At 33.4% G+C, this 21,130-nt stretch carries 21 protein-coding genes; 12 read left to right on the forward strand and 9 right to left on the reverse strand.

Going from position 1 to position 21,130, the window contains the following annotated elements; all coding sequences use genetic code 11:
• The first annotated feature begins 39 nt into the window (after positions 1–39).
• Positions 40–618, forward strand: coding sequence for a DUF2892 domain-containing protein (locus tag K7G79_RS10710; RefSeq protein WP_223551575.1), 579 nt, complete (start codon positions 40–42; stop codon positions 616–618).
• Between the two features lie 3 nt (positions 619–621).
• Here K7G79_RS10710 and cls read toward each other — a convergent pair whose 3' ends face one another.
• Genes cls through K7G79_RS10725 form a run of 3 tightly spaced genes read right to left on the reverse strand, consistent with a single transcriptional unit; the run spans position 622 to position 3,727 of the window.
• A complete protein-coding gene (gene cls, locus K7G79_RS10715) occupies positions 622–2,076 on the reverse strand; it encodes a cardiolipin synthase (protein WP_223551576.1) in 1,455 nt (484 codons plus the stop codon).
• Positions 2,077–2,091: 15 nt separating this feature from the next.
• Entirely contained in the window at positions 2,092–3,012 is a 921-nt protein-coding gene (locus K7G79_RS10720) for a lytic transglycosylase domain-containing protein (RefSeq protein ID WP_223551577.1), read from the reverse strand.
• Between the two features lie 46 nt (positions 3,013–3,058).
• A complete protein-coding gene (locus tag K7G79_RS10725) occupies positions 3,059–3,727 on the reverse strand; it encodes an alpha/beta hydrolase (RefSeq protein WP_223551578.1) in 669 nt (222 codons plus the stop codon).
• A 120-nt stretch (positions 3,728–3,847) separates the two neighbouring features.
• Between K7G79_RS10725 and K7G79_RS10730 the strand changes: the two genes are divergently transcribed.
• Complete coding sequence (locus tag K7G79_RS10730) at positions 3,848–4,144, forward strand: N-acetyltransferase (protein ID WP_223551579.1); 297 nt, start codon at positions 3,848–3,850, stop codon at positions 4,142–4,144.
• A gap of 78 nt (positions 4,145–4,222) precedes the next feature.
• On the opposite strand, the gene K7G79_RS10735 is transcribed toward K7G79_RS10730, so the two are convergent.
• Entirely contained in the window at positions 4,223–4,585 is a 363-nt protein-coding gene (locus K7G79_RS10735; RefSeq protein WP_223551580.1) for a hypothetical protein, read from the reverse strand.
• Between the two features lie 117 nt (positions 4,586–4,702).
• Positions 4,703–6,040: a tRNA (N(6)-L-threonylcarbamoyladenosine(37)-C(2))-methylthiotransferase MtaB gene (gene mtaB, locus K7G79_RS10740; RefSeq protein ID WP_223551581.1), complete on the reverse strand. Its 1,338-nt coding sequence runs from the start codon at positions 6,038–6,040 to the stop codon at positions 4,703–4,705.
• A 90-nt stretch (positions 6,041–6,130) separates the two neighbouring features.
• Between mtaB and K7G79_RS10745 the strand changes: the two genes are divergently transcribed.
• Positions 6,131–7,750 carry an ABC transporter substrate-binding protein gene (locus K7G79_RS10745; RefSeq protein WP_223551582.1) on the forward strand — a complete coding sequence of 540 codons (1,620 nt, stop codon included), beginning with the start codon at positions 6,131–6,133 and terminating at the stop codon, positions 7,748–7,750.
• Between the two features lie 14 nt (positions 7,751–7,764).
• Here the strand turns inward: K7G79_RS10745 and K7G79_RS10750 are convergent, their stop codons facing one another.
• The 3 genes from K7G79_RS10750 to K7G79_RS10760 form a co-directional block, all read right to left on the reverse strand.
• On the reverse strand, positions 7,765–8,670 hold the full coding sequence (locus K7G79_RS10750) for a hypothetical protein (RefSeq protein ID WP_223551583.1): 906 nt from the start codon (positions 8,668–8,670) through the stop codon (positions 7,765–7,767).
• A gap of 78 nt (positions 8,671–8,748) precedes the next feature.
• Positions 8,749–9,924, reverse strand: a complete 1,176-nt coding sequence (locus tag K7G79_RS10755; protein ID WP_223551584.1) for a putative sugar nucleotidyl transferase — start codon at positions 9,922–9,924, stop codon at positions 8,749–8,751.
• A gap of 274 nt (positions 9,925–10,198) precedes the next feature.
• Entirely contained in the window at positions 10,199–10,450 is a 252-nt protein-coding gene (locus K7G79_RS10760) for a type B 50S ribosomal protein L31 (RefSeq protein ID WP_223551585.1), read from the reverse strand.
• A 144-nt stretch (positions 10,451–10,594) separates the two neighbouring features.
• Between K7G79_RS10760 and K7G79_RS10765 the strand changes: the two genes are divergently transcribed.
• The 7 genes from K7G79_RS10765 to K7G79_RS10795 all read left to right on the forward strand — a co-directional run bounded on the left by K7G79_RS10765 (position 10,595) and on the right by K7G79_RS10795 (position 17,611).
• The gene (locus K7G79_RS10765; RefSeq protein ID WP_223551586.1) at positions 10,595–11,128 is read left to right on the forward strand and encodes a DUF4199 domain-containing protein; all 534 of its coding nucleotides are present in this window, start codon (positions 10,595–10,597) and stop codon (positions 11,126–11,128) included.
• Between the two features lie 38 nt (positions 11,129–11,166).
• Positions 11,167–12,114 carry a glycosyltransferase family 2 protein gene (locus tag K7G79_RS10770; protein WP_223551587.1) on the forward strand — a complete coding sequence of 316 codons (948 nt, stop codon included), beginning with the start codon at positions 11,167–11,169 and terminating at the stop codon, positions 12,112–12,114.
• Positions 12,115–12,225: 111 nt separating this feature from the next.
• A complete protein-coding gene (locus K7G79_RS10775; protein ID WP_223551588.1) occupies positions 12,226–13,956 on the forward strand; it encodes a phospho-sugar mutase in 1,731 nt (576 codons plus the stop codon).
• Complete coding sequence (locus K7G79_RS10780) at positions 13,956–15,791, forward strand: ABC transporter ATP-binding protein (RefSeq protein WP_223551589.1); 1,836 nt, start codon at positions 13,956–13,958, stop codon at positions 15,789–15,791. Before K7G79_RS10775 ends, K7G79_RS10780 begins: the two co-directional genes overlap by 1 nt.
• Positions 15,792–16,078: 287 nt before the next feature.
• On the forward strand, positions 16,079–16,621 hold the full coding sequence (locus K7G79_RS10785; RefSeq protein WP_223551590.1) for an RNA polymerase sigma factor: 543 nt from the start codon (positions 16,079–16,081) through the stop codon (positions 16,619–16,621).
• A 33-nt stretch (positions 16,622–16,654) separates the two neighbouring features.
• Positions 16,655–17,161 carry a hypothetical protein gene (locus tag K7G79_RS10790; protein ID WP_223551591.1) on the forward strand — a complete coding sequence of 169 codons (507 nt, stop codon included), beginning with the start codon at positions 16,655–16,657 and terminating at the stop codon, positions 17,159–17,161.
• Between the two features lie 12 nt (positions 17,162–17,173).
• Positions 17,174–17,611 (forward strand): hypothetical protein, encoded by a 438-nt coding sequence (locus K7G79_RS10795; RefSeq protein WP_223551592.1) that lies wholly within the window; start codon positions 17,174–17,176, stop codon positions 17,609–17,611.
• An 18-nt stretch (positions 17,612–17,629) separates the two neighbouring features.
• On the opposite strand, the gene K7G79_RS10800 is transcribed toward K7G79_RS10795, so the two are convergent.
• Positions 17,630–18,676, reverse strand: coding sequence for an oxidoreductase (locus K7G79_RS10800; protein WP_223551593.1), 1,047 nt, complete (start codon positions 18,674–18,676; stop codon positions 17,630–17,632).
• Positions 18,677–18,832: 156 nt separating this feature from the next.
• On the opposite strand from K7G79_RS10800, the gene K7G79_RS10805 reads away from it, so the two are divergent.
• Complete coding sequence (locus K7G79_RS10805; protein ID WP_223551594.1) at positions 18,833–20,044, forward strand: RsmB/NOP family class I SAM-dependent RNA methyltransferase; 1,212 nt, start codon at positions 18,833–18,835, stop codon at positions 20,042–20,044.
• A 6-nt stretch (positions 20,045–20,050) separates the two neighbouring features.
• Entirely contained in the window at positions 20,051–21,112 is a 1,062-nt protein-coding gene (locus K7G79_RS10810; RefSeq protein WP_223551595.1) for an endonuclease, read from the forward strand.
• Positions 21,113–21,130 lie beyond the last annotated feature (18 nt).

Raw genomic sequence — 21,130 nt, forward strand, 5'->3', positions numbered from 1 at the left:
CATTAAAATATTTCTTGAAATTATTTAACAATACTCCTTATGTACAATAAAATCATAAAACTCATAATAGCTACTGGAATTTTTGCTTATTCAGTTTATCAATTTTATGAAGGTAATATAGGTAATGGCATAATGTATGTACTTTTATCGTGTATCTTTATTTTTCTTTATTTTAAAAATGAATTCATCCTATTGGCCTTTTTACGTTTACGCAAACAGGATTTTGATGGTGCTAAAAAATGGCTCAATAAAATAAAAAACCCAGAAACTGCCTTGGTTAAAAAGCAGCAAGGCTACTATAACTATTTACATGGTATTATGGTATCCCAGAGCAATATGAACGAAGCCGAAAAGTACTTTAGAAAAGCGATTTCTTTGGGTTTGAATATGAATCATGATCTTGCCATGGCAAAATTAAACCTTGCTGGTATTGCTTTTTCTAAACGCAGAAAGCAGGAAGCACAAAAACTTCTTAGTGAAGCTCAAAAGTTGGATAAACAAGGTATGCTTAACGATCAGATTAAAATGATGAAACAAAATATGAAGCGTGCCGTGGGTCCTAACCAACATTATGGGGCTGGTGCTTCATTAAGAGCGCAAAAACGTCGATCCAAATAAAGTTTAAATTAAAGGAGACCAAAGTCTACAGTAAGATTCTTTTAATTTATCGAACTTTGATCTATTTAAATAGGTTTGATAACTTACTTCTTTACTTCTGCTTATATCTTCCAAAAAATGGGACTTTAGTATTTTACTTTGTTTTGCGTCATAAATAAAAGCATTGATTTCAAAGTTAATATTAAAGCTTCTATAATCCATATTTGATGTTCCAACAGTTGAAAATATGTCGTCTATGACCATAGTCTTGGCATGAACAAAGCCTTTTTGATATTTATAAACTTTTACACCTGCCTTTAACAACTCTTCCAGATAGGAATTGGACGCATGTTTAACAACCCATGAATCAGATTTATCCGGTATAATTAACCTTACATCCACTCCACTTTTAGAAGCAACTTGAAGTGCCGTAATTATTTGGTCGTTAGGCACAAAATAGGGTGTTGTAATATAAATATAGTCTTCTGCCGTAGTAATTGCTGTAAAAATCACTTCCATAATGTTTGCCCAATCTGTATCTGGACCACTAGCGGCTATTTGAATTGCGACATTTTGGTTAGTTTCAACTTCTGGAAAAAAGGTTTTATAAACAGTTAATTTTTTATCGCACACAAAATCCCATGTAGCTAAAAAATGGATTTGAAGTGATTTAACTCCTTCTCCTTTTATACAAATATGAGTATCCCTCCAGAATCTTTTAGTTTGATGATCATTTAGGTATTCATCTGCAATATTTATTCCACCAACATAGGCTGTTTTACCATCAATAATGGTAATCTTTCTATGGTTTCTATAATTCATTTTGCCTGTAAACCTAGAAAATAATACTGGCATAAAAGGGTAATGTTCTACACCTGAATTAGTGAGCTTTTTTTTCATTTTTCTTGAAATTTTACTACCCACATCATCATAGATAAGTTTAACCTCTATACCCTCATTGGATTTTTCACATAATATGTTTAAAACTTCAGTACCTATAGCATCATCCTTAATAATGTAATATTCCATATGTATGTGATGCTTTGCAGCTCTCAAATCCTTTATAAGGTTTTGAAATTTTTCATCTCCATTCTTTAGTATTTTTACATCATTCTTTAAGGTTAAAGGTTCGGCATCACTGGAATAAAGTAATTTTACCAGTTTTACTTTGTCATCTAAATATTTATCAATCTTTTTAATGTCTCGATTAGTTAACTCAAGCTCTTTATTAATAGACTTTACAACATTTTTATTTAAAATGTGTTTTTTACCGAAAATTTTATTCTTTCTATATTCTTGACCAAAAAAGTAATAAACAACTAACCCGAAAAAAGGAAAAAACACTAAAACTATTATATAGGAGAGTGTTTTTGCAGGGTTAATATTTTTAAGAAGAATGGTTATTACAACTGAAATGGAAATAACGTAATTGAATACTATTAATATTTCCCAGTAATAGTCCTTTAAAAACTGAAGCATACCATCAAAGCGTAATTATTGATAATAACCTTCCTTTGGAATTTCAATATGATATAATTTACGTGTCTTGTTATTTAAATGAGGCTCCCTTAACCATGGGTTATGCAACTTTAATATTTTATAGTTTATACCAAATTTTTCAGCGAAATTTGTAAAATCTGTAACAGCTGTGTCCACCTCAACTTTATAGGTTGGCACGCTACTATATAAATCCTTTTCCCTAAAGTTGAATCCATATTTGTTAGGATTGGATAAAATTTCTTTTAAAGCTACTATCCTAAATATATAACGCCCTGTTTCTTCCCCTAAAAGCATGTCGTAATAATTGTTTACGCCTTGTTCTTCAAGGCGTCTTGATATTCCTGAATTCCCAGCATTATAAGCTGCTGCTGCCAACGTCCATGAGCCAAGTTCTTCCTTCGATTTTAAAAGGTACTTGCATGCTACCTCTGTTGCCTTTTCTAAATGGTAACGTTCATCAACATTATTGTTCACCTCTAAACCGTTTTCCTTTCCCGTAGTACTCATAATCTGCCACACACCCCTAGCTCCAGCTGGTGACACCGCATTGGTAAGGCCGCTTTCAATAACTGCAAGATATTTAAAATCATCGGGGACACCATATTTCGCTAGAATAGGTTCTATAGTTGGAAAATACTTTCTGGCTCTCTTAAACATAAGCAATCCATTAGATTGCCAATAAGTATTAACCAATAATTCCCTGTCCATACGTTCCAGGATATCTGGATTTTTTAGAGGCATGATTTCTCCTGCAAAATCTAAATGTTGTGGCACCTGCAACGCATAAACATTATAATCGTTTATAAGTTTCTTTTCAAAATTTTCATCGGTTGGGGCATCTTGTAGAGCATTAATGAACAAATAACACAAACTTAACAATCCCACAAACGCTAGTGCATTTTTTACTGTCTTCATCACCAATAAGTTTTGCTTAAAATTATAAAAAATATTTGAATCTGTTTTAGATGCCCTCTAAAATTATAGCAGGTAAATTCGCATTAAACCATCTATATTTATTTAAAATCATAATATGTGTTCCTCCCTTAACAACTATACAACCTTTTATATTTTCAATGGGAAACACCGAATCATTATCCCCATGAATATGCACAATGTTTTGAATAACCTCTTTTTGGTTCCAGCACAACATACTAGTAATAGCCCACTTTAAATATGCAGGATCGTTTACAGACAAATACATTTTATAGAGTTCCAATCGCTTTTGAACGAATTCACCCATAGCATATTTAGCAAACATCTCTATATTTGAAACCCATTGAAACGGTAACAATTTATATGCTTTAAGTTTTTTAGCAAGTTGCATTCGTTTTGGCATTTCATGCATTAATTTAATGCTAGATACAATAATTAATTTTCTAACCTTAAAATGTTTGCTCATCTCCTGAACCATTACTCCCCCAAACGACACACCCAATAATACTATGTTATTATGCTTTATTTGTTGAACCATACGAAAAGCATAGGCTTCTATAGTCTCATTATTAAATGGATGTACCCATTCTAGATAATGAAGTTTAAATTGGTCTTGGGGTAACTCAATATGTTCAAATATTTTGGGGCTTGCAGCCATCCCCGGCATTAAATACACATGTATTAGTTCTTGACCCATAAGCTTTTAACGGATATTCCCTTTTGTTATGTGGATTTTTTTTGTAATTTTGCAAAACAAATTTAGACAAATAGTTATCACTATTTACTACTCCTAAGAAAATAAATTAATATACTTACCATGGTTGATGTAGCAGAATTAATTGACAATGATTTTTTACGACAATATGAATTAAAAATTGAAAATCATTTAGCTAAAATTGAGTACTCCCTACAAGAACGGAAGATTTTTTTAACAAAACTTGTCATTCCGAGTGAAATTAATGGAGATGAATTTAAAAAGGAATTTTTAGCTGCTGTTTTTGAGCAAATTGGGGAACGCAACTTGAGTATTGTACCTACAAGTCCCGAAATAGCAAAGTTTGTACGAAGTAATAGAAAATACAAACGTATGCTTCCTGTTGGTGTAAGGATATAAATAAGGTAATACATTATAAAAAAAACTCCCAAGTTATAAGCTTGGGAGTTTTTTGTTTTTATTTGGTTTTTGGTTTTCTTAATAGTATTTTGAATAGTCGCTTGAAACTTTAACAAATTGTAAATCACTTGAAACTAATTGTCCTTCGTCATTTATAACATAAGTCCCTTGAGGCGTAGCACCATCTAAAAGCAATACTTCCTTATTATTAATTATCCAATTAAATGGAATAGCACTTGAAGATATTTCAGAACCATTTGAATATGTCTCAATACTTAACCCTGCATTGTTTTGCCCAAAAACCAACGTGTATGTTTTTGTAGATGCCATATTTTCCCAAATACCCAATAAATCAACATCCTGTTGCACTTCTTCTTGTGAACAAGAGGTAAAAGATAAAATAAGTATAAATGCTGTAAGTAGGTTTAAAGAATGTTTCATGACTAATAGATTTGGATTCTTAGTATTGAAATCGTATTTCAACTCAAACCTACATCAGTATTTTGGCTGCATCAAAAAAATCCGTTAAACGTCAATAAAACTAACCTAAAAGGTACTTTAAAGGGTTTTAACGGGCTTCAATTGATTTACAAACTCAAATCTAACCAAGCCATCATCGTCAATTTTAGTCAACTTCACTTGATGTAATGTATTGACCAATATTGGATTCCAGGGAGTTTTTACTTTCACATAATTTTCAGTAAACCCATTTATAAAACCTTCCTTATTCTCGCTTTCAAACAATACCGTTCTGGTTGTACCAATCTGACTTTCATAAAAGGCACGGCGCTTTTTAACTGATAGACCCCTTAGCATTTTACTGCGCTTACTTCTAACGTTATTGGGCACAACGCCATCCATATCGGCAGCTTCTGTATTATCGCGTTCAGAATAGGTAAACACATGCAAATAGGAAATATCCAGTTCGTTTAAAAAATTGTAGGTTTCCAAAAAGTGCGTGTCGGTTTCACCGGGAAAGCCAACGATTACATCAACACCAATACAAGCATGTGGCATAATCGATTTTATTTTTTCAACCCTATCCACATAAAGCTCTTTCAAATACCTACGCTTCATTTTATTAAGTATTTCATTGCTTCCTGATTGTAACGGAATATGAAAATGTGGTACAAAAGCCCTAGAGTTTGAAACCAGTTCTATGGTTTCATTCTTCAATAAATTAGGCTCGATAGACGAAATGCGCAAACGCTCAATGCCTTCTACTTTATCAAGTTCGGTCACTAAATCCAAAAAGGTATGCGCATGGTTTTTGTTACCAGACTCTCCTTTACCATAGTCACCAATATTAACTCCTGTTAGTACAATTTCCTTAATATCCTGTGCTGAAATTTCCCTAGCGTTTTTTAATACATTGTCCATGGTATCACTTCTTGAAATGCCACGAGCCAATGGAATGGTACAATAAGTGCATTTGTAATCGCACCCGTCCTGAACCTTTAAAAAGGCACGTGTTCTATCACCTATGGAATAAGAACCTACATAAAAATCGGCTTCTTCAATTTCACAGGAATGCACTTCACCGTAATCATTTTTGCTAAGGTCGTTTATATATTCGGTAATCTTAAACTTTTCGGTTGCCCCCAATACTAAATCCACCCCATTAACATTGGCCAATTCTTCTGGTTTTAGCTGGGCGTAACAGCCCACAGCTGCAATAAACGCATTTGGATTTGCTTTTTGCGCCTGCTTCACAATGGTTTTAAAACGCTTATCGGCATTTTCAGTAACCGAGCAAGTGTTAATCACATACATGTCGGCTTTTTCCGAAAAATTAACGCGGTCAAAACCTTCATTCTTAAAACTTCTAGATATGGTAGATGTTTCAGAAAAATTAAGCTTACAACCTAATGTGTAAAATGCGACTTTTTTGCTCATTAACCCTTTTGTATGTCCTAACTTGTTTCAGGAACTAATAAGATTTATATTTACCATTAAAAGACTGCAAATTTACAACTAATAAGTTATATGATAAAACCCACATTAAAATGTTTAAAAAACTACTTGTCAATTAGTTGCATTGTTTTAGTCTTTTTCTCCTGCAAAAATATTTCAAACATAAACCAAGACCAATTGGTTTTTCGGTATAACGAATATGCTAATCTAAATACACTAGACCCTGCTTTCTCCAGAACATTACAGGATAATTCGGCCTGCAATCAATTGTTTAACGGATTGGTACAATTGGATAAAAATCTCAATATTCATCCTGCAATAGCCAAACGTTGGCTGATATCTGAAGATGGCACCTCTTATACCTTCATTTTAAGAGACGATGTTTATTTCCATAAGCACCCTTTATTTGGAAAAGATTCTACCCGAACAGTTGTCGCAGAAGATTTTACATTTAGTCTAAATCGGTTAAGGGATTCTAAAACAGCTGCTCCAGGAGGTTGGGTGTTAAACAAAGTTGATGATTTTAAGGCCATCAACGATACGGTCTTTCAAATTGATTTAAAACAGCCTTTTCCTGCATTTATAGGGCTATTGGCCATGAAATATTGCTCTGTGGTTCCTAAGGAAATAGTAGAACATTATGGCACTGAATTTAGATCACACCCCATAGGTACTGGCCCCTTTAAATTTAAGCGCTGGGAAGAAAATATCAAGCTGGTGTTTAGAAAAAATGAGCTTTATTTTGAAAAGGATGAACAGGGCAACCAATTACCTTATTTAGAAGCTGTAGCACTCACCTTTCTCCCTGATAAACAAGGTGAGTTTTTACAATTTGCCCAAGGCAACATAGATTATATTTCTGGCTTAGATGCATCTTATAAGGATGAATTGCTAACAAGTAATGGTAAGCTTCGTAAAAAGTATTTTGAAACCATAAATATGATTCGTGGACCGTATTTAAACACCGAATACTTGGGTTTTTATCTAGATTCTGAAACACCAGAAATACAATCGGAGTTGATAAGAAAAGCTATAAATCTTGGTTTTGATAGAAAAAAAATGATGCTTTATTTAAACAACGGTATTGGCAATCCTGCAATTGGTGGCTTTATACCTATAGGGCTTGCTGGCCATAGTGAAACTAATGGTTATAATTATCAGCCAAAAAAAGCTAAACAACTTATAGAACAATTTAAAACCGAAACAGGAATAAATCATCCAGAAATAACGCTAAACACTACTAGCAACTATTTGAGTTTTTGTGAGTATATACAACAGGAATTGCAAAAAACGGGATTAAAGATTAATATTGATGTAATGCCAGAAGCTACTCTAAGAAGTGCTAGATCCAATGGTAAAATTGATATGTTTAGAAGCTCTTGGATAGCCGATTACTTAGATGCCGAAAACTATTTGTCTATCTTCTATAGTAAAAACTTTGCTCCTAATGGATCAAATTATTTTCATTTTAAAAATAGATTATTGGACAGCCTCTACAACAAAGCCTTTACCATTAAGAATATTGAAGAGCGAAAATTACTTTATACCCAAATGGACTCTATTGCTATGGAGCACGCCATTATGGTTCCATTATACTACGATGAAGTGCTACGTTTTACAAGAAAAAATGTGAAAGGATTGGGTATTAACCCCATTAATTTATTGGATTTAAGGCGGGTAAGGAAAAATTAGTCCATTGGACTTATTTAGGGCTTTACAACAAAATGATAGATGTCATCATCGCCTTTTCCCCCAATGCGCTTTGAAACCAAAAACCCTGAAGCGCTATTAGAATTTATAATCAATGAAAAATCATCCTTATCACTATTTAACGGTTTAGGCAATTTTTCAGCCTTTTCAAAACTACCATCTTCCTTCATGACACATTTATAAATGTCGAAGCCACCATAACCAGGTCGGTTAGACGCAAAATACAAAGTATTGTCATCGCTTACATAGGGAAACATTTCACGGCTGTAGGAATTGACATTACTACCCAGATTTTCTGGTTCACCATAGGTATTGTTTTCCATAATGTTTACTTTAAAAATATCGGAACCGCCTTTGGTAGTCGCTTTTCCTCCCCTTACATTACCCGTAAAATACAAGGTTTCACCATCATTACTAAAAGCAGGATGCGCATAGGAATACCTTGGGTTACAAAAAGGCAACACCTTAAAGTTGGTCCAGCCTATACCTTCTTGATACTCTCCTATTTCTAAATGGAAATTCGTTTCTTTAAAATCACCTTTAGGCCTGTTTTTATTGGTATATAATGTCGTAATGATTAAATGCTTCTCGTTAGGAGATAGTACAGCACTGGTTACCGTTGGTATATTGGCATCGATTGCTACGGGTTGAACTTTCATTATTTTGCCATCACCTGATAACGTACCTTCATAAATGGTTAGTACTGGGTTGCCTCCAGCCAATTCTACTTTACCCCGCTTATTCAATGCAAAGGAAGTAAACAATATTTTTTTTCCTTTGGTTTTCATTAAACCAAAATGGGGGTATTCATTATTAATTTCTAAATTGGTTAGGGTGTAATCTGAAGGCTGCGTAAAACCATAAAAACCCAAAAAGAGAAAAATAAAGTAAATGGACCTCATGATTAAAATGATTTGATGCTGACCAAATATAACATTTCATGGAAAACCCACTAAAGTAATCGGATAAACATCAAAAAATCAAGACCTTCTGTAGGTTTTGGATAGTTCAAAAACACGTTCCAAGATATCCCTATCCTTTTGGTCAAATACCATATTTTGTCTGGAAAACACCTTTTCAATAGTTTCAAAAGCCTTTTTGGTTTGATAAGTTGTCAATCCACTATGGCCACCCCAACTAAAGCTGGGAACAAAGTTTCTAGGAAATCCAGAACCAAAAATATTGACACTTACACCTACAACCGTTCCAGTATTAAACATGGTATTGATGCCACACTTACTATGGTCGCCCATCATAAGTCCGCAAAATTGCAATCCTGTTCTAGCAAACCCCTGAGTATTGTAATTCCATAAACGAACCTCTGCATAATTGTTCTTAAGGTTGGAGGTATTGGTATCTGCTCCCAAATTACACCATTCCCCCAACACAGAGTCTCCAAGATAGCCTTCATGGCCTTTGTTGGAATTACCAAAAAGGACTACATTTTTCACTTCGCCTCCTACTTTAGAATATGGACCTATGGTTGTAGCACCATATATTTTAGTTCCCAATTTAGTTACGGCGTTATTGCATAACGCTAAAGGTCCTCTTATTAAAGTACCTTCCATTACTAGAGCATCTTTACCTATATATATTGGTCCTGTATTGGCATTTAAAGTAGCGAACTCTACTGTAGCTCCTTCTTCTATAAAAATTTGTTCCGCGCCAATAATATTGTTGCTGGATGGGATTGGTTGGGAGGTTCTATCTTTGGTAATTAGATTAAAATCCTCCTGAATAGCTTCATTGTTTTTAGAAAAAATATCCCATGTGTTCTCTATTTTAATAAGCTCCTCTCTAAACTCCAAGACCTCATACTGTTTAAAATCGATATCGTCTTTGGCTTCCTTTGTAAAAAAAGCAATAACATCTTCGTCTTTAAAAATAGCTTGGTTCTCTTTTAGCTCATTTATCATCTCCACCAATCCCAAATTGGGAAGAAAAGCAGCATTTATCATAATGTTTTCGTCCATTTCCAACATGGGGTACTTATCAGACAAATACTCTTCGGTAACAGTAGTTGTAGTGGTTTTTAAAAAGGTTTCCCATTTTTCACGAATGGTTAAAATACCTATTCTAATATCAGCTACAGGCCTTGTATAGGTAAAGGGCAGCAAATTATTTCGGGATGGGCCATCAAAAAGAATATAATTCATAAAACAGTGATTTCTAAGTTTCTTTCTGTAAAAACTAAAAACTTGGATTTAAAAAAATACAAAATTCAGCTATGTTTTTGTTGTCGCTTTATTAGTCAATATAACTTGTCATTTGGTTTTATAGATTTTCAAATGAAAAGATTCATATGCCTTTGAATTAAAAAAATCAAACAAATAAAGATACCCTAAATGTGTTCGAAAACATAAATTCAATTCATAAAAAAAGCCTTTCAACAGAACTGAAAGGCTTTAATTTAAATAATTAAGGCTAAACTTATTTTTTAAATTTAGCATATTTGCTTTTAAACTTATCGATACGACCAGCTGTATCTACCAATTTAGATTTACCAGTATAATATGGGTGCGATGTTCTTGAAATTTCCATTTTAACAAGTGGATACTCAACACCATCAACTTCTATTGTTTCGTTAGTGTTAGCAGTAGATTTTGTTATAAAAACATCATCGTTAGACATGTCTTTAAATGCTACTAATCTATAATTTTCTGGATGTATACCTTTTCTCATCGCTAAATGCTTTTATCTTTTCAATTTTCGAGCTGCAAATTTAAGTATTTTTTATAAATGAACAATATTTTTTATTATTTTTTATTTTCAATAATACAGTAGCGTTTTACTACCTTTGGATACCAACATTTAAAATACTATATTATGGAAAAATCTTTAAAGTCAATTGCCAAAGATTATGGGCTCTATTTAGGGGTTTTACTCACTTTACTTTTAACCATTGCATATGCCATAGACTTAAATTTATTTGTCAACACTTGGTTTGGCTTATCTATATATGCAATTGCAATTATATTTGGGCTTATTTCTATTGCTAAAGTAAAGCAGGCCTTTGATGGTTACACTAATTTTAAAGAAGCATTTACTGCCTATTTCATAACCAGTTTAATTGGTTCAACAATTGTTACTTTAGTTTCTTTTATCCTATTTAACTTTATTGATACCGATGCCGCCACTTTTTTAAAAGAAAAATCAATTGAAAAGGTAGTAGGAATCTACGAAAGCATAAATATGCATCCCGACAAAATTTCCGAAACCGTTGATAAACTTGAAGCTGAAAACCTGTACTCCATAAAAAATAGTCTTATAGCCTTATTTGTTAACTATATGTTGCCTTTATGTGTTATCGGGTTACTAGTTGCAGCTACTATGAAAAAAAACAATCCAGACTCACAATAATTTCTGTATTTTTGAAATGTTAAATTTCAAATAATTCTATGGATATATCAGTAGTTATACCACTACTTAACGAATACGAATCCCTAAAAGAATTGAATGATTGGATTGTTAAAGTCATGACTGCTAATCATTTTTCTTATGAAATTATTTTTATAGATGATGGTAGTACTGATGATTCATGGAGCATTATTAAGAAACTATCAGAAAAAAACAAAAGCGTAAAGGGGATTAGGTTTTTAAAGAATTTTGGTAAATCCCAAGCATTGCATGCTGGTTTTGAAAAGGCTCAGGGTAACATTGTTATTACCATGGATGCGGACTTACAAGACAACCCTGATGAAATACCAGAACTCTACAGTATGGTTATAAATGAAGGTTACGATTTGGTGTCGGGCTGGAAAAAGAAACGTTATGACGATGTACTTACAAAAAACCTACCTTCGAAACTATTCAATTGGGCTGCCAGAAAAACATCTGGGGTTAAACTGCATGATTTTAATTGCGGGTTAAAGGCTTACCATAATGACGTTGTTAAAAACATTGACGTTAATGGTGAAATGCACCGTTATATTCCAGTACTCTCTAAAAATGCTGGATTTACCAAAATAGGTGAAAAAATAGTGCTCCATCAAGCTAGAAAATATGGGGTCACCAAATTTGGCATGGATCGCTTTATTCATGGTTTCCTCGATTTAATTACAATTTGGTTCTTATCACATTTTGGCAAACGCCCCATGCACCTTTTTGGGGCATTAGGCGTACTTATGTTTGCGATTGGTTTTTGTTTCGCGGTGTATTTGGGTATAGATAAATTATTTTTAAACCCAACTGGAAGGCTAATTACCCAACGTCCACAGTTCTATCTTGCTCTTTCGACTATGATTATTGGCACGCAATTCTTTGTAGCTGGTTTTTTAGGAGAAATCATATTACGAACCAAAGAAAGCAAAAAAAGATACCTTATAAAGGATAAATTGAATTTTTAGACCACTCCGGTTCTAACTATTTCGATTTCGTTTATATTTCATTTTAAATCATAGTTCAAAAATTAATATTAGTTTTCAATTACTTAATTTTGTCTTTATTATAATGCTATCATGATATATATAGAACCAAAAATTTTAGAACGCATCAATACATGGTTAACTCCACAGTTTGATAGTGAAACACAAACTATTATTAAAGAAAGCATAGCAAATAACCCTAAGGATATTCAAGAAAGCTTTTATAAAGATTTAGAGTTTGGTACAGGTGGCATGCGTGGTATCATGGGGGTTGGCACCAATCGAATCAACAAATATACACTAGGGAAAAGCACTCAAGGTTTAAGCGCCTATCTGCACAAACAATTTCCTAATGAAAGACCTAAAGCTGTCATTGCTTACGACTGTAGACACAATAGTAAATCTTTAGCCAAAGTAGTTGCTGATGTGTTCTCGGCAAATGGTATTGAAGTGTATTTATTTGGAGATTTACGTCCAACGCCGGAGTTGTCGTTCGCAGTAAAGCATTTAAATTGCCATTGTGGTATTGTCCTAACCGCTTCACATAACCCGCCAGAATACAACGGTTACAAAGTGTATTGGCAAGACGGGGGACAATTGGTTCCTCCTCATGATGGCGCAGTTATTAAAATGATAAACGAAATTGATTATTCCGACATTAAATTTGATGCTAACCAAAACCTAATACACTATATTGGTAAAGACCTAGATGATGTTTTCATTAAAGCTTCAGTGGAAAATGGCTGCATAGGGGCGACTCAAGAAGCTAAAGACAATTTAAGTATTGTTTTTACCTCTCTTCATGGCACATCCATAACGGCTGTTCCAGAAACTTTGAAACAAGCAGGATATAAAAAAGTACATATTGTAAAAGAACAAGAAACTCCTAATGGCGATTTTCCTACTGTTGAATCTCCAAACCCAGAAGAACCAGCAGCCCTAAAAATGGCATTGGAATTAGCTGAAAAAGTAAATGCCGATATTGTTATTGGTACCGACCCTGATTGCGACCGACTTGGGGTGGCCGTGCGCAATAACGATGGTGAACTACAACTGTTAAACGGTAACCAAACCATGCTCATGATGACCGATTTCCTTTTAAAACAATGGAAAGCGGAAGGAAAAATTAAAGGCAAGGAATTTATTGCTTCAACGATTGTTTCAACACCTATGTTGACCAAATTAGCCAATACCTATGGAGTTGAAAGCAAGATCGTACTCACTGGTTTTAAATGGATCGCCAAACTCATTAAAGACCATAAAGAACTTAATTTTATTGGTGGTGGCGAAGAAAGTTTTGGTTATATGGTTGGTGATTTTGTACGCGATAAAGATGCAGTCACTTCAACTTTGTTAGCCTGTGAAATTGCTGCAATATCGAAATCCAATGGAAGTTCTTTCTTTAATGAATTGATAAAACTTTACATAAAGCACGGTTTCTACAAAGAGAAATTGGTATCGCTAACCAAAAAGGGTATTGAAGGCGCTCAGGAAATTAAACAAATGATGAATGAAGCCAAAAAAACACCTGTTAAGACTATTAATGGTTCGACAGTTGTTAAGTTTGAAGATTATGAGGCATCCATAGCTAAAAATATGCTTACAGGAGAAGAAACCGTAATTGACATTCCTAAATCTAATGTATTGATATATTACACTGAAGATGGTAGTCTAGTCGCTTTAAGACCTAGCGGAACAGAGCCTAAAATTAAATTTTATGTAAGCGTTAATACTACTTTAGAGTCTATTGAAGATTTTAAAAATTGTGAAACTACCCTGGACACAAAAGCTGAAGCTATTCTTAAAGATATGAAACTTATTTAATGAACTTATTTTTTAATATTTTAAGGTATGCAAAACCTTATAAACGATTTGCGGTAGGACACATTATCTCCAATGTATTCTTTGCTTTATTTGGTACACTTTCTTTTGTGGCACTCATGCCGATGCTAGATGTAATTTTTGAAAAAGAAAAAGTCATCCCATCTACAAAACCGGTTTACAAAGGAGTCTCTGAAATTGGTCATTTTGCTGAAGATTCTCTAGCGTTTTACATGAACGAATTTACCCAAGGAGACAAATCTAAAGCACTGGTTTTTGTAATAATACTTATTATTATAACCTTTTTTCTAAAAAACATTTTTGGCTATTTAGCCAATTATTTTATGGTGTTTTTACGAAATGGTGTAATTAGGGATATACGAAATGTAGTTTATGAAAAAATATTATCGTTACCGCTTTCTTATTTTTCAGAACAAAGAAAGGGAGATCTAATAGCAAGAGTTACGGGGGATGTTAACGACTTACAATACTCTATGCTTCCTGTATTAGAGCTTATTGTAAGAGAACCATTAACGATCATTTTCACATTGGTTACCATGCTTATTATAAGCGCTAAGCTCACTTTATTTGTATTTATTTTTATACCCATAATGGGATTTATTATTACCAAAATTGGTAAAAGCTTAAAACGAAAATCAGACAGAGTTCAAAAAGAGCAAGGATTATTCTTGTCTACTTTAGAAGAAACACTTACCGGACTTCGAATTATTAAAGGGTTTAATGCCGAAGAAAAATTTAATGACCACTTTCAAGAATCAACTAATAGATATTATAGTTTTTCAAATAAATTACTAAACAGACAAAACTTAGCTTCTCCTACAAGTGAGTTTTTAGGCATTTGCATGATATCAATAATTCTATGGTATGGTGGAAATTTAATTATTGGCGGTGATTCGACTTTATTTCTAGATGGTAGTAAGTTTATAGTTTACATAGGATTAGCATATAACATTCTAACCCCGGCAAAAGCAATTTCAAGAGGATTGGTTAATGTTAAAAAAGGTGGTGCAGCTGCAGAACGCATCCATGAAATTATAGATACTCCAAATCCTTTAATGGATAGTGTTAATGCAGTAAATAAATCAGGTTTTGCAAAAAATATTGTGTTTAATGACATTTCATTTAAATATGAAAAAGAATATGTTTTAAAGAATTTCTCCTTAACCATAAACAAAGGACAAACTGTTGCTTTAGTTGGGCAATCAGGTAGTGGCAAATCTACCATTGCCAATTTAATAACCCGCTTTTACGATGTAAACAAAGGAGCTATTTTAATTGATGGCCAAGATATAAGGGAATTAACAACTAAATCACTAAGAGGGTTACTTGGCATTGTAACCCAAGATGCTATTTTATTTAACGATAGTATAAAAAACAATTTAAAATTAGGAAATACTAATGCTTCCGAGAAAGATGTTATAGAAGCCTTAAAAGTAGCCAACGCCTGGGAATTTGTGAAAGATCTACCTAAAGGTATAGAGACCAATATAGGAGACTCAGGAAATAAACTCTCTGGCGGACAGAAACAACGCTTAAGCATCGCAAGGGCAGTGTTAAAAAGTCCTCCAATTATGATTCTAGATGAAGCCACTTCTGCGCTGGACACTGAAAGTGAACGCTTAGTACAAGTGGCTTTGGAAAACATGATGAAAAACAGGACATCCATAGTTATTGCACATCGATTATCTACTATTAAAAATGCCGATATCATAGTTGTACTTAATAAAGGTGAAATTGTTGAACAAGGCAAACACAATGAACTCATTGCTAAAAATGGTGTTTACAAGAAACTGGTTGACATGCAAAGTTTTGAGTAAACCTAACTACTTAAGACAATGACAAGAAGACATGTTTAATACAAAAAAGGATAGAGATTTGGGCATCTATCCTTTTTTTATTCATTGTTAGATTTGGGGACAACTAACAACATAAGTAGGTTTATGATACAAACTTAACACAAAACGTTTTACAAAACAAGAAAAAATAACATTTTATCGTATTTTTGTGTATTTTATCGATATTTAAACCATAAGAAGGTTGAAATCTTATTTAAAATAATATTTTAAACTTTTGTTATATTTAAGAGTCAAATAAGAAAAAATTAGTGACCGACGAGGTACAGTTAGTTAAACAATTACAGTCCAAAACCAATAAGGAGCAAGCATATAGAACATTAGTTTCTCTATATAAAGAACGTTTGTATTGGCACATTCGAAATATTGTAAAGTCACATGATGATGCAGATGACGTATTACAGAACACATTTATAAAGGTGTTTAAAAACATTCAAAATTTTAAAGGCGACAGTAAATTATTTTCATGGATGTATCGCATAGCAACCAATGAAGCCATTACACATATAAACAGGAATGCAAAACGAATGCAAATCACTAATGAACAGGCCCAACAAATTGCTATTGGTAAATTAATTTCTGATATTTATTTTGTGGGTGATGATATTCAGATAAAATTGCAAAAAGCTATCGCTACGCTACCAGAGAAGCAACAATTGGTATTCAATATGAAATATTTTCAAGATTTAAAATATAAAGAAATGGCCGAGATTTTAGAAACAAGTGAAGGTGCTCTAAAAGCATCATACCATTTTGCCGTAAAAAAAATTGAAGCTTATCTTACTAATAATTAAACCTTTATTGAAATTATAAGTCATATAGTAGAAATGAAAAAGAATTTACTTCATACCATAAAGTCTACAGGGTTTAAAACACCGGTTGGGTATTTTGAAACTTTTGATGACAAGGTATTGAGCTCCATAAAACCCAATAGAAAACTAAAATTTGCAGAAACATCAGGTTTTAATGTACCTAAAAACTATTTTAAAAATTTAGAAGATAAACTAATTGATAAAGTTTCAACTAATGATAAAACCAAAGTCATTGCCTTGTTTAGTAAGAAACAATTGCTTTACGCATCAAGCATAGCTGCAGCCATGATTGTATTTTTAAATGTTTTTGTTTTTAACAGCCAACCTTCTTTTAATACCTTAGAAACCCAAACCGTTGAAAATTTTCTTATAGATGAAAACATAAGCTCTTATGAATTAGCCATATTATTAACTGAGGAAGAACTTACAGAAGACACTTTTGTTGATTACAACCTCGAGAAAGAAAACTTAGAAGAGTATCTTTTAAATAATGTAGATATTGAAACTATATTAATTGAATAAATGCAATTGGATATGAACATAAAACAAACCATTTTTATAGTGCTTTTACTGGTTTCACTTAACATAAAAGCACAAAACCATAGGGAACGCATTAAAGCGCTGAAAGTGTCTTTTTTAACTGAACGTTTGGACCTTACTGAAAAAGAAGCCCAAAAATTTTGGCCAGTTTACAATGATTTTGAGAAAAATAGTTCTAAAATTAAATATATAAAGATTAAAAACATTCGAAGAGAAATTAAGGAAACATTTGACACCATGTCTGATGAAAGAGCAAGAGAACTTATTGAAAAATACAATGAAGCTGAAAACAGTCTACATCAACTTTGGGTTGAATTTTCAAATAAACTTACCGATATCATCCCTCCGAAAAAAATAATATGGCTTAAAATAGCTGAAGAAGATTTTAAACGAAAAATGATTGATGAATTTAAAAAACGAAGAAAAGAGTAAGGCTAACATCTCTCTTTATTATTTAAATTGCAATTTAGAGATTCGTCCAGCACCAGCAGCATAAGCTACACTATCATTTAAAAATCTTAGGGTGTAAAAACCTTCATCACTTAAATGTTTCCAAGTTTTACCAGAATCGTTACTATAATCAATACCTTTAAAACCAAGGACTACCAACTCCTTGCCTTCCCTATTTGGCATATATTGCACACAACTTCTATAACCTGGATTTAGGTTTTCACCTACCAATTGCCAAGTTTTGCCGCCATCTATTGTTCGTATTTTATTAGCAGCATTGGTATCGGGATTGGTATAATCGCCACCTATAGCAAAACCGTTTAGTACATCATAAAAATCAATGGAATAAATACCTTCAGTAGCTTTTTCCTTAACAATGGGAGTATCAAACACCTCCCAATTATGGCCTTTATCGGGTGAAAAATAAATACGGCCGGCTGTAGTAGCCACCCAAGTATTATTTCCTATTAAAGCTATATTTGTATCGCTCGCTGCAAAAGCACCTTCATTTTTTAATCCTTTTGGTAATTGATCACAGGACAATTTATTCCATGTACTACCACCATCCCTTGTAATAATAACCGATAAACAACCATCGACACTATCACCAATGGCTATACCTTCTTGATCATTCCAAAAGTTCATGGCATCGTAAAACACTCCTTCAGCATCTTCTCTATATACCAAATCCATTTTGCCTTTTTCACCTGTTTTAAATAATAATGCTGGGTTTTCAATACTCAACATAAAAAAGTCTTCAGTTGTATGTGCTACTGCTCGAAAATGTAATTTCAATGTATCGTACTTCTGTATCGAAGTTTTCCATAGCTTGGTTTTGGGGTTAAACAACCCAAAAGTGTTATTATTCGCTGCAAATGACAAACTCTTATCATCCAAAATTTCTATCGCTCTTATACTTAACAAAGAATCCTCAAAAACAGTTTCAATGTCAACCTTATTAAAATGCCTAGGCTTAAAATTATTGTCCTTAGTTCTGCATGAAATTAAAAACAGTGAACACAAAAAAAGAAGTAAACAAGATTTCATAAGCATTAATTTTTAGAAAGATAAGCCTAAATGTCGAAAAAATAAAAACATTAGTCAATTCATGCTTTTAATGTAACTTAGCGCACTCAATAACTTAAAACAGTTTGGTTTTTAGAAAATGTAGAAACTGCCTACTGAACACTGAGAAATAAAAAAATGCGACTACACAGAAATTTATGCTTTGCCATTATAGATGGTTTAACCTTAATCTTTAACGAAAGTAAATATGCCGATAAAGTTATTGAGCAATTGCTAAAACGTGACAAACGTTGGGGTGCCCGAGATCGTGCATTTGTTGCCGAAACAACTTATGATATAGTTCGCTGGAAACGTTTATATGCTGAAATCGCTGAAGTAAAGGAGCCTTTTGATCGTGATAACCTCTGGCGTTTGTTTGCTGTTTGGGCAACGCTAAAAGGCATTAAATTGCCCGATTGGAAATATTTTGAAAATACACCAACCCGAAAAATAAAAGGACGTTTTGATGAGCTTTCTAAAATTAGGAAGATTAGGGAATCTATCCCTGATTGGCTAGATGAACTGGGTCAAAAAGAATTGGGTAACACCATTTGGACTAGAGAAATTGCTGCACTTAACGAACAGGCCCATGTTATTTTAAGGACAAACACCCTAAAAACGACCAAAGAAAAATTACAAGCAGAACTATTTGACTTAGGTTTTGAAACTGAATTTCTGAAAGGCTACCCTCAAGCTTTAAAACTGAAGGAACGCTCCAATGTGTTTTCAACCCAAGCATTTAAAAATGGTTTGTTCGAAGTACAGGATGCCTCGTCTCAATTGGTTTCAGAATTTTTAAATGTAAAACCTGGTATGCGCGTGGTCGATACCTGTGCCGGTGCCGGAGGCAAAACCTTACACATTGCCTCTTTAATGGAAAACAAAGGGCAGATTATCGCCATGGATATCTATGCCAACAAACTATATGAGTTAAAGCGTAGGGCCAAACGCAATGGTGCTCATAATATAGAGACACGCCATATCGACTCTACAAAAACCATTAAAAAGCTTTATGACAAAGCCGATCGTGTGCTTATTGACGCCCCTTGCTCTGGGTTAGGCGTACTAAGAAGAAACCCAGATGCGAAATGGAAATTAGAACCTAAATTTTTAGACAAAATTAAAACTACCCAACTAGAGATTTTACAGCAATTCTCCAAAATGGTGAAGTCTGGAGGACAATTGGTTTATGCTACTTGTTCTGTGTTACCTTCTGAAAACCAAGAACAAGTGGATAAATTTTTAACATCTGAGTCTGGAAAAGATTTTATATTTGTTAAGGATAACAAGGTCTTAGCACACCTATCGGGATTCGACGGATTTTACATGGCGCTTTTACAACGAAAATAATTGTTTATGAAGCATCTTTACTTTTTATTTTTATTCATTTCAATTACCTGCTTCGGGCAACTCGAGCCTCCTGCAGAATTACAGGATTATTATTCTGGTATAGATTTTTCGGAAACTGGGCTAACATTAAAAACAAGCTTAAGTAATTTAACCATAAATAAGCACACTAATATATTATCCTATGGTTGGGATGCCATACAATCTACCGACCAAAACCCAAGTAATGCTTCCAACGTTTTATTAATTTATGGATGGGAAGATGGTTCTGACTCAGATTGTACAAACGATTTAGAAAGAAACATAAACTTAAATGGGGGTTCAAATTGTGACTATAACAGAGAACATATCTATGCTAAATCTAAAGCCACTCCAGCTATGGACAATACTGGTCCCGGTGCTGATGGTCACCACATAAGAGCTTCAGATGTTCAGCGTAATGGCGAAAGGGACAATTTACCTTTTGCAGATGGAACAGGGAATTCAGGTAAAGTAAATAGCAATACAAACTGGTACCCTGGTGATAATTGGAAAGGTGATGTTGCAAGGGTAATTATGTATATGTATATCCGATATGAAAACCAATGCCTGCCAACAAACATTGGCGTTGGAAGTAGTGCCTCTACTCCAGATGACATGATTGATTTATTTTTAGAATGGAATGCCGAAGACCCTGTATCTTCTTATGAAGATAATAGAAACGCCTACCATGTGAGTGAAAACACTTATGCACAAGGCAATAGAAATCCTTTTATAGACAACCCGTACTTAGCTACTTTAATTTGGGGTGGTCCTGTGGCAGAGAACAGATGGAGTTCACTTGGAGTTACGGATAAATCAATAGTAAATATTAGAATGCATCCTAACCCCACAACCCATAACTTAGTTTATTTTACAACTACCGAAAAACTAGAAGTAGTTGTTTATAATTTACTAGGTAAAAAAATCATGACACATACCATAAATAACTCTAAGAATTTTATAGACATTTCTATATTAAGCAAGGGCGTTTATTTAGTAAAACTAAATTCTAATGAAGTGTCCATAACAAAGAAGCTAATAATACAATAACACACTATCAATAAAACA

It is taken from the genome of Aestuariivivens sp. NBU2969 (assembly GCF_019931125.1).
Lineage (GTDB): Bacteria > Bacteroidota > Bacteroidia > Flavobacteriales > Flavobacteriaceae > Aestuariivivens > Aestuariivivens marinum.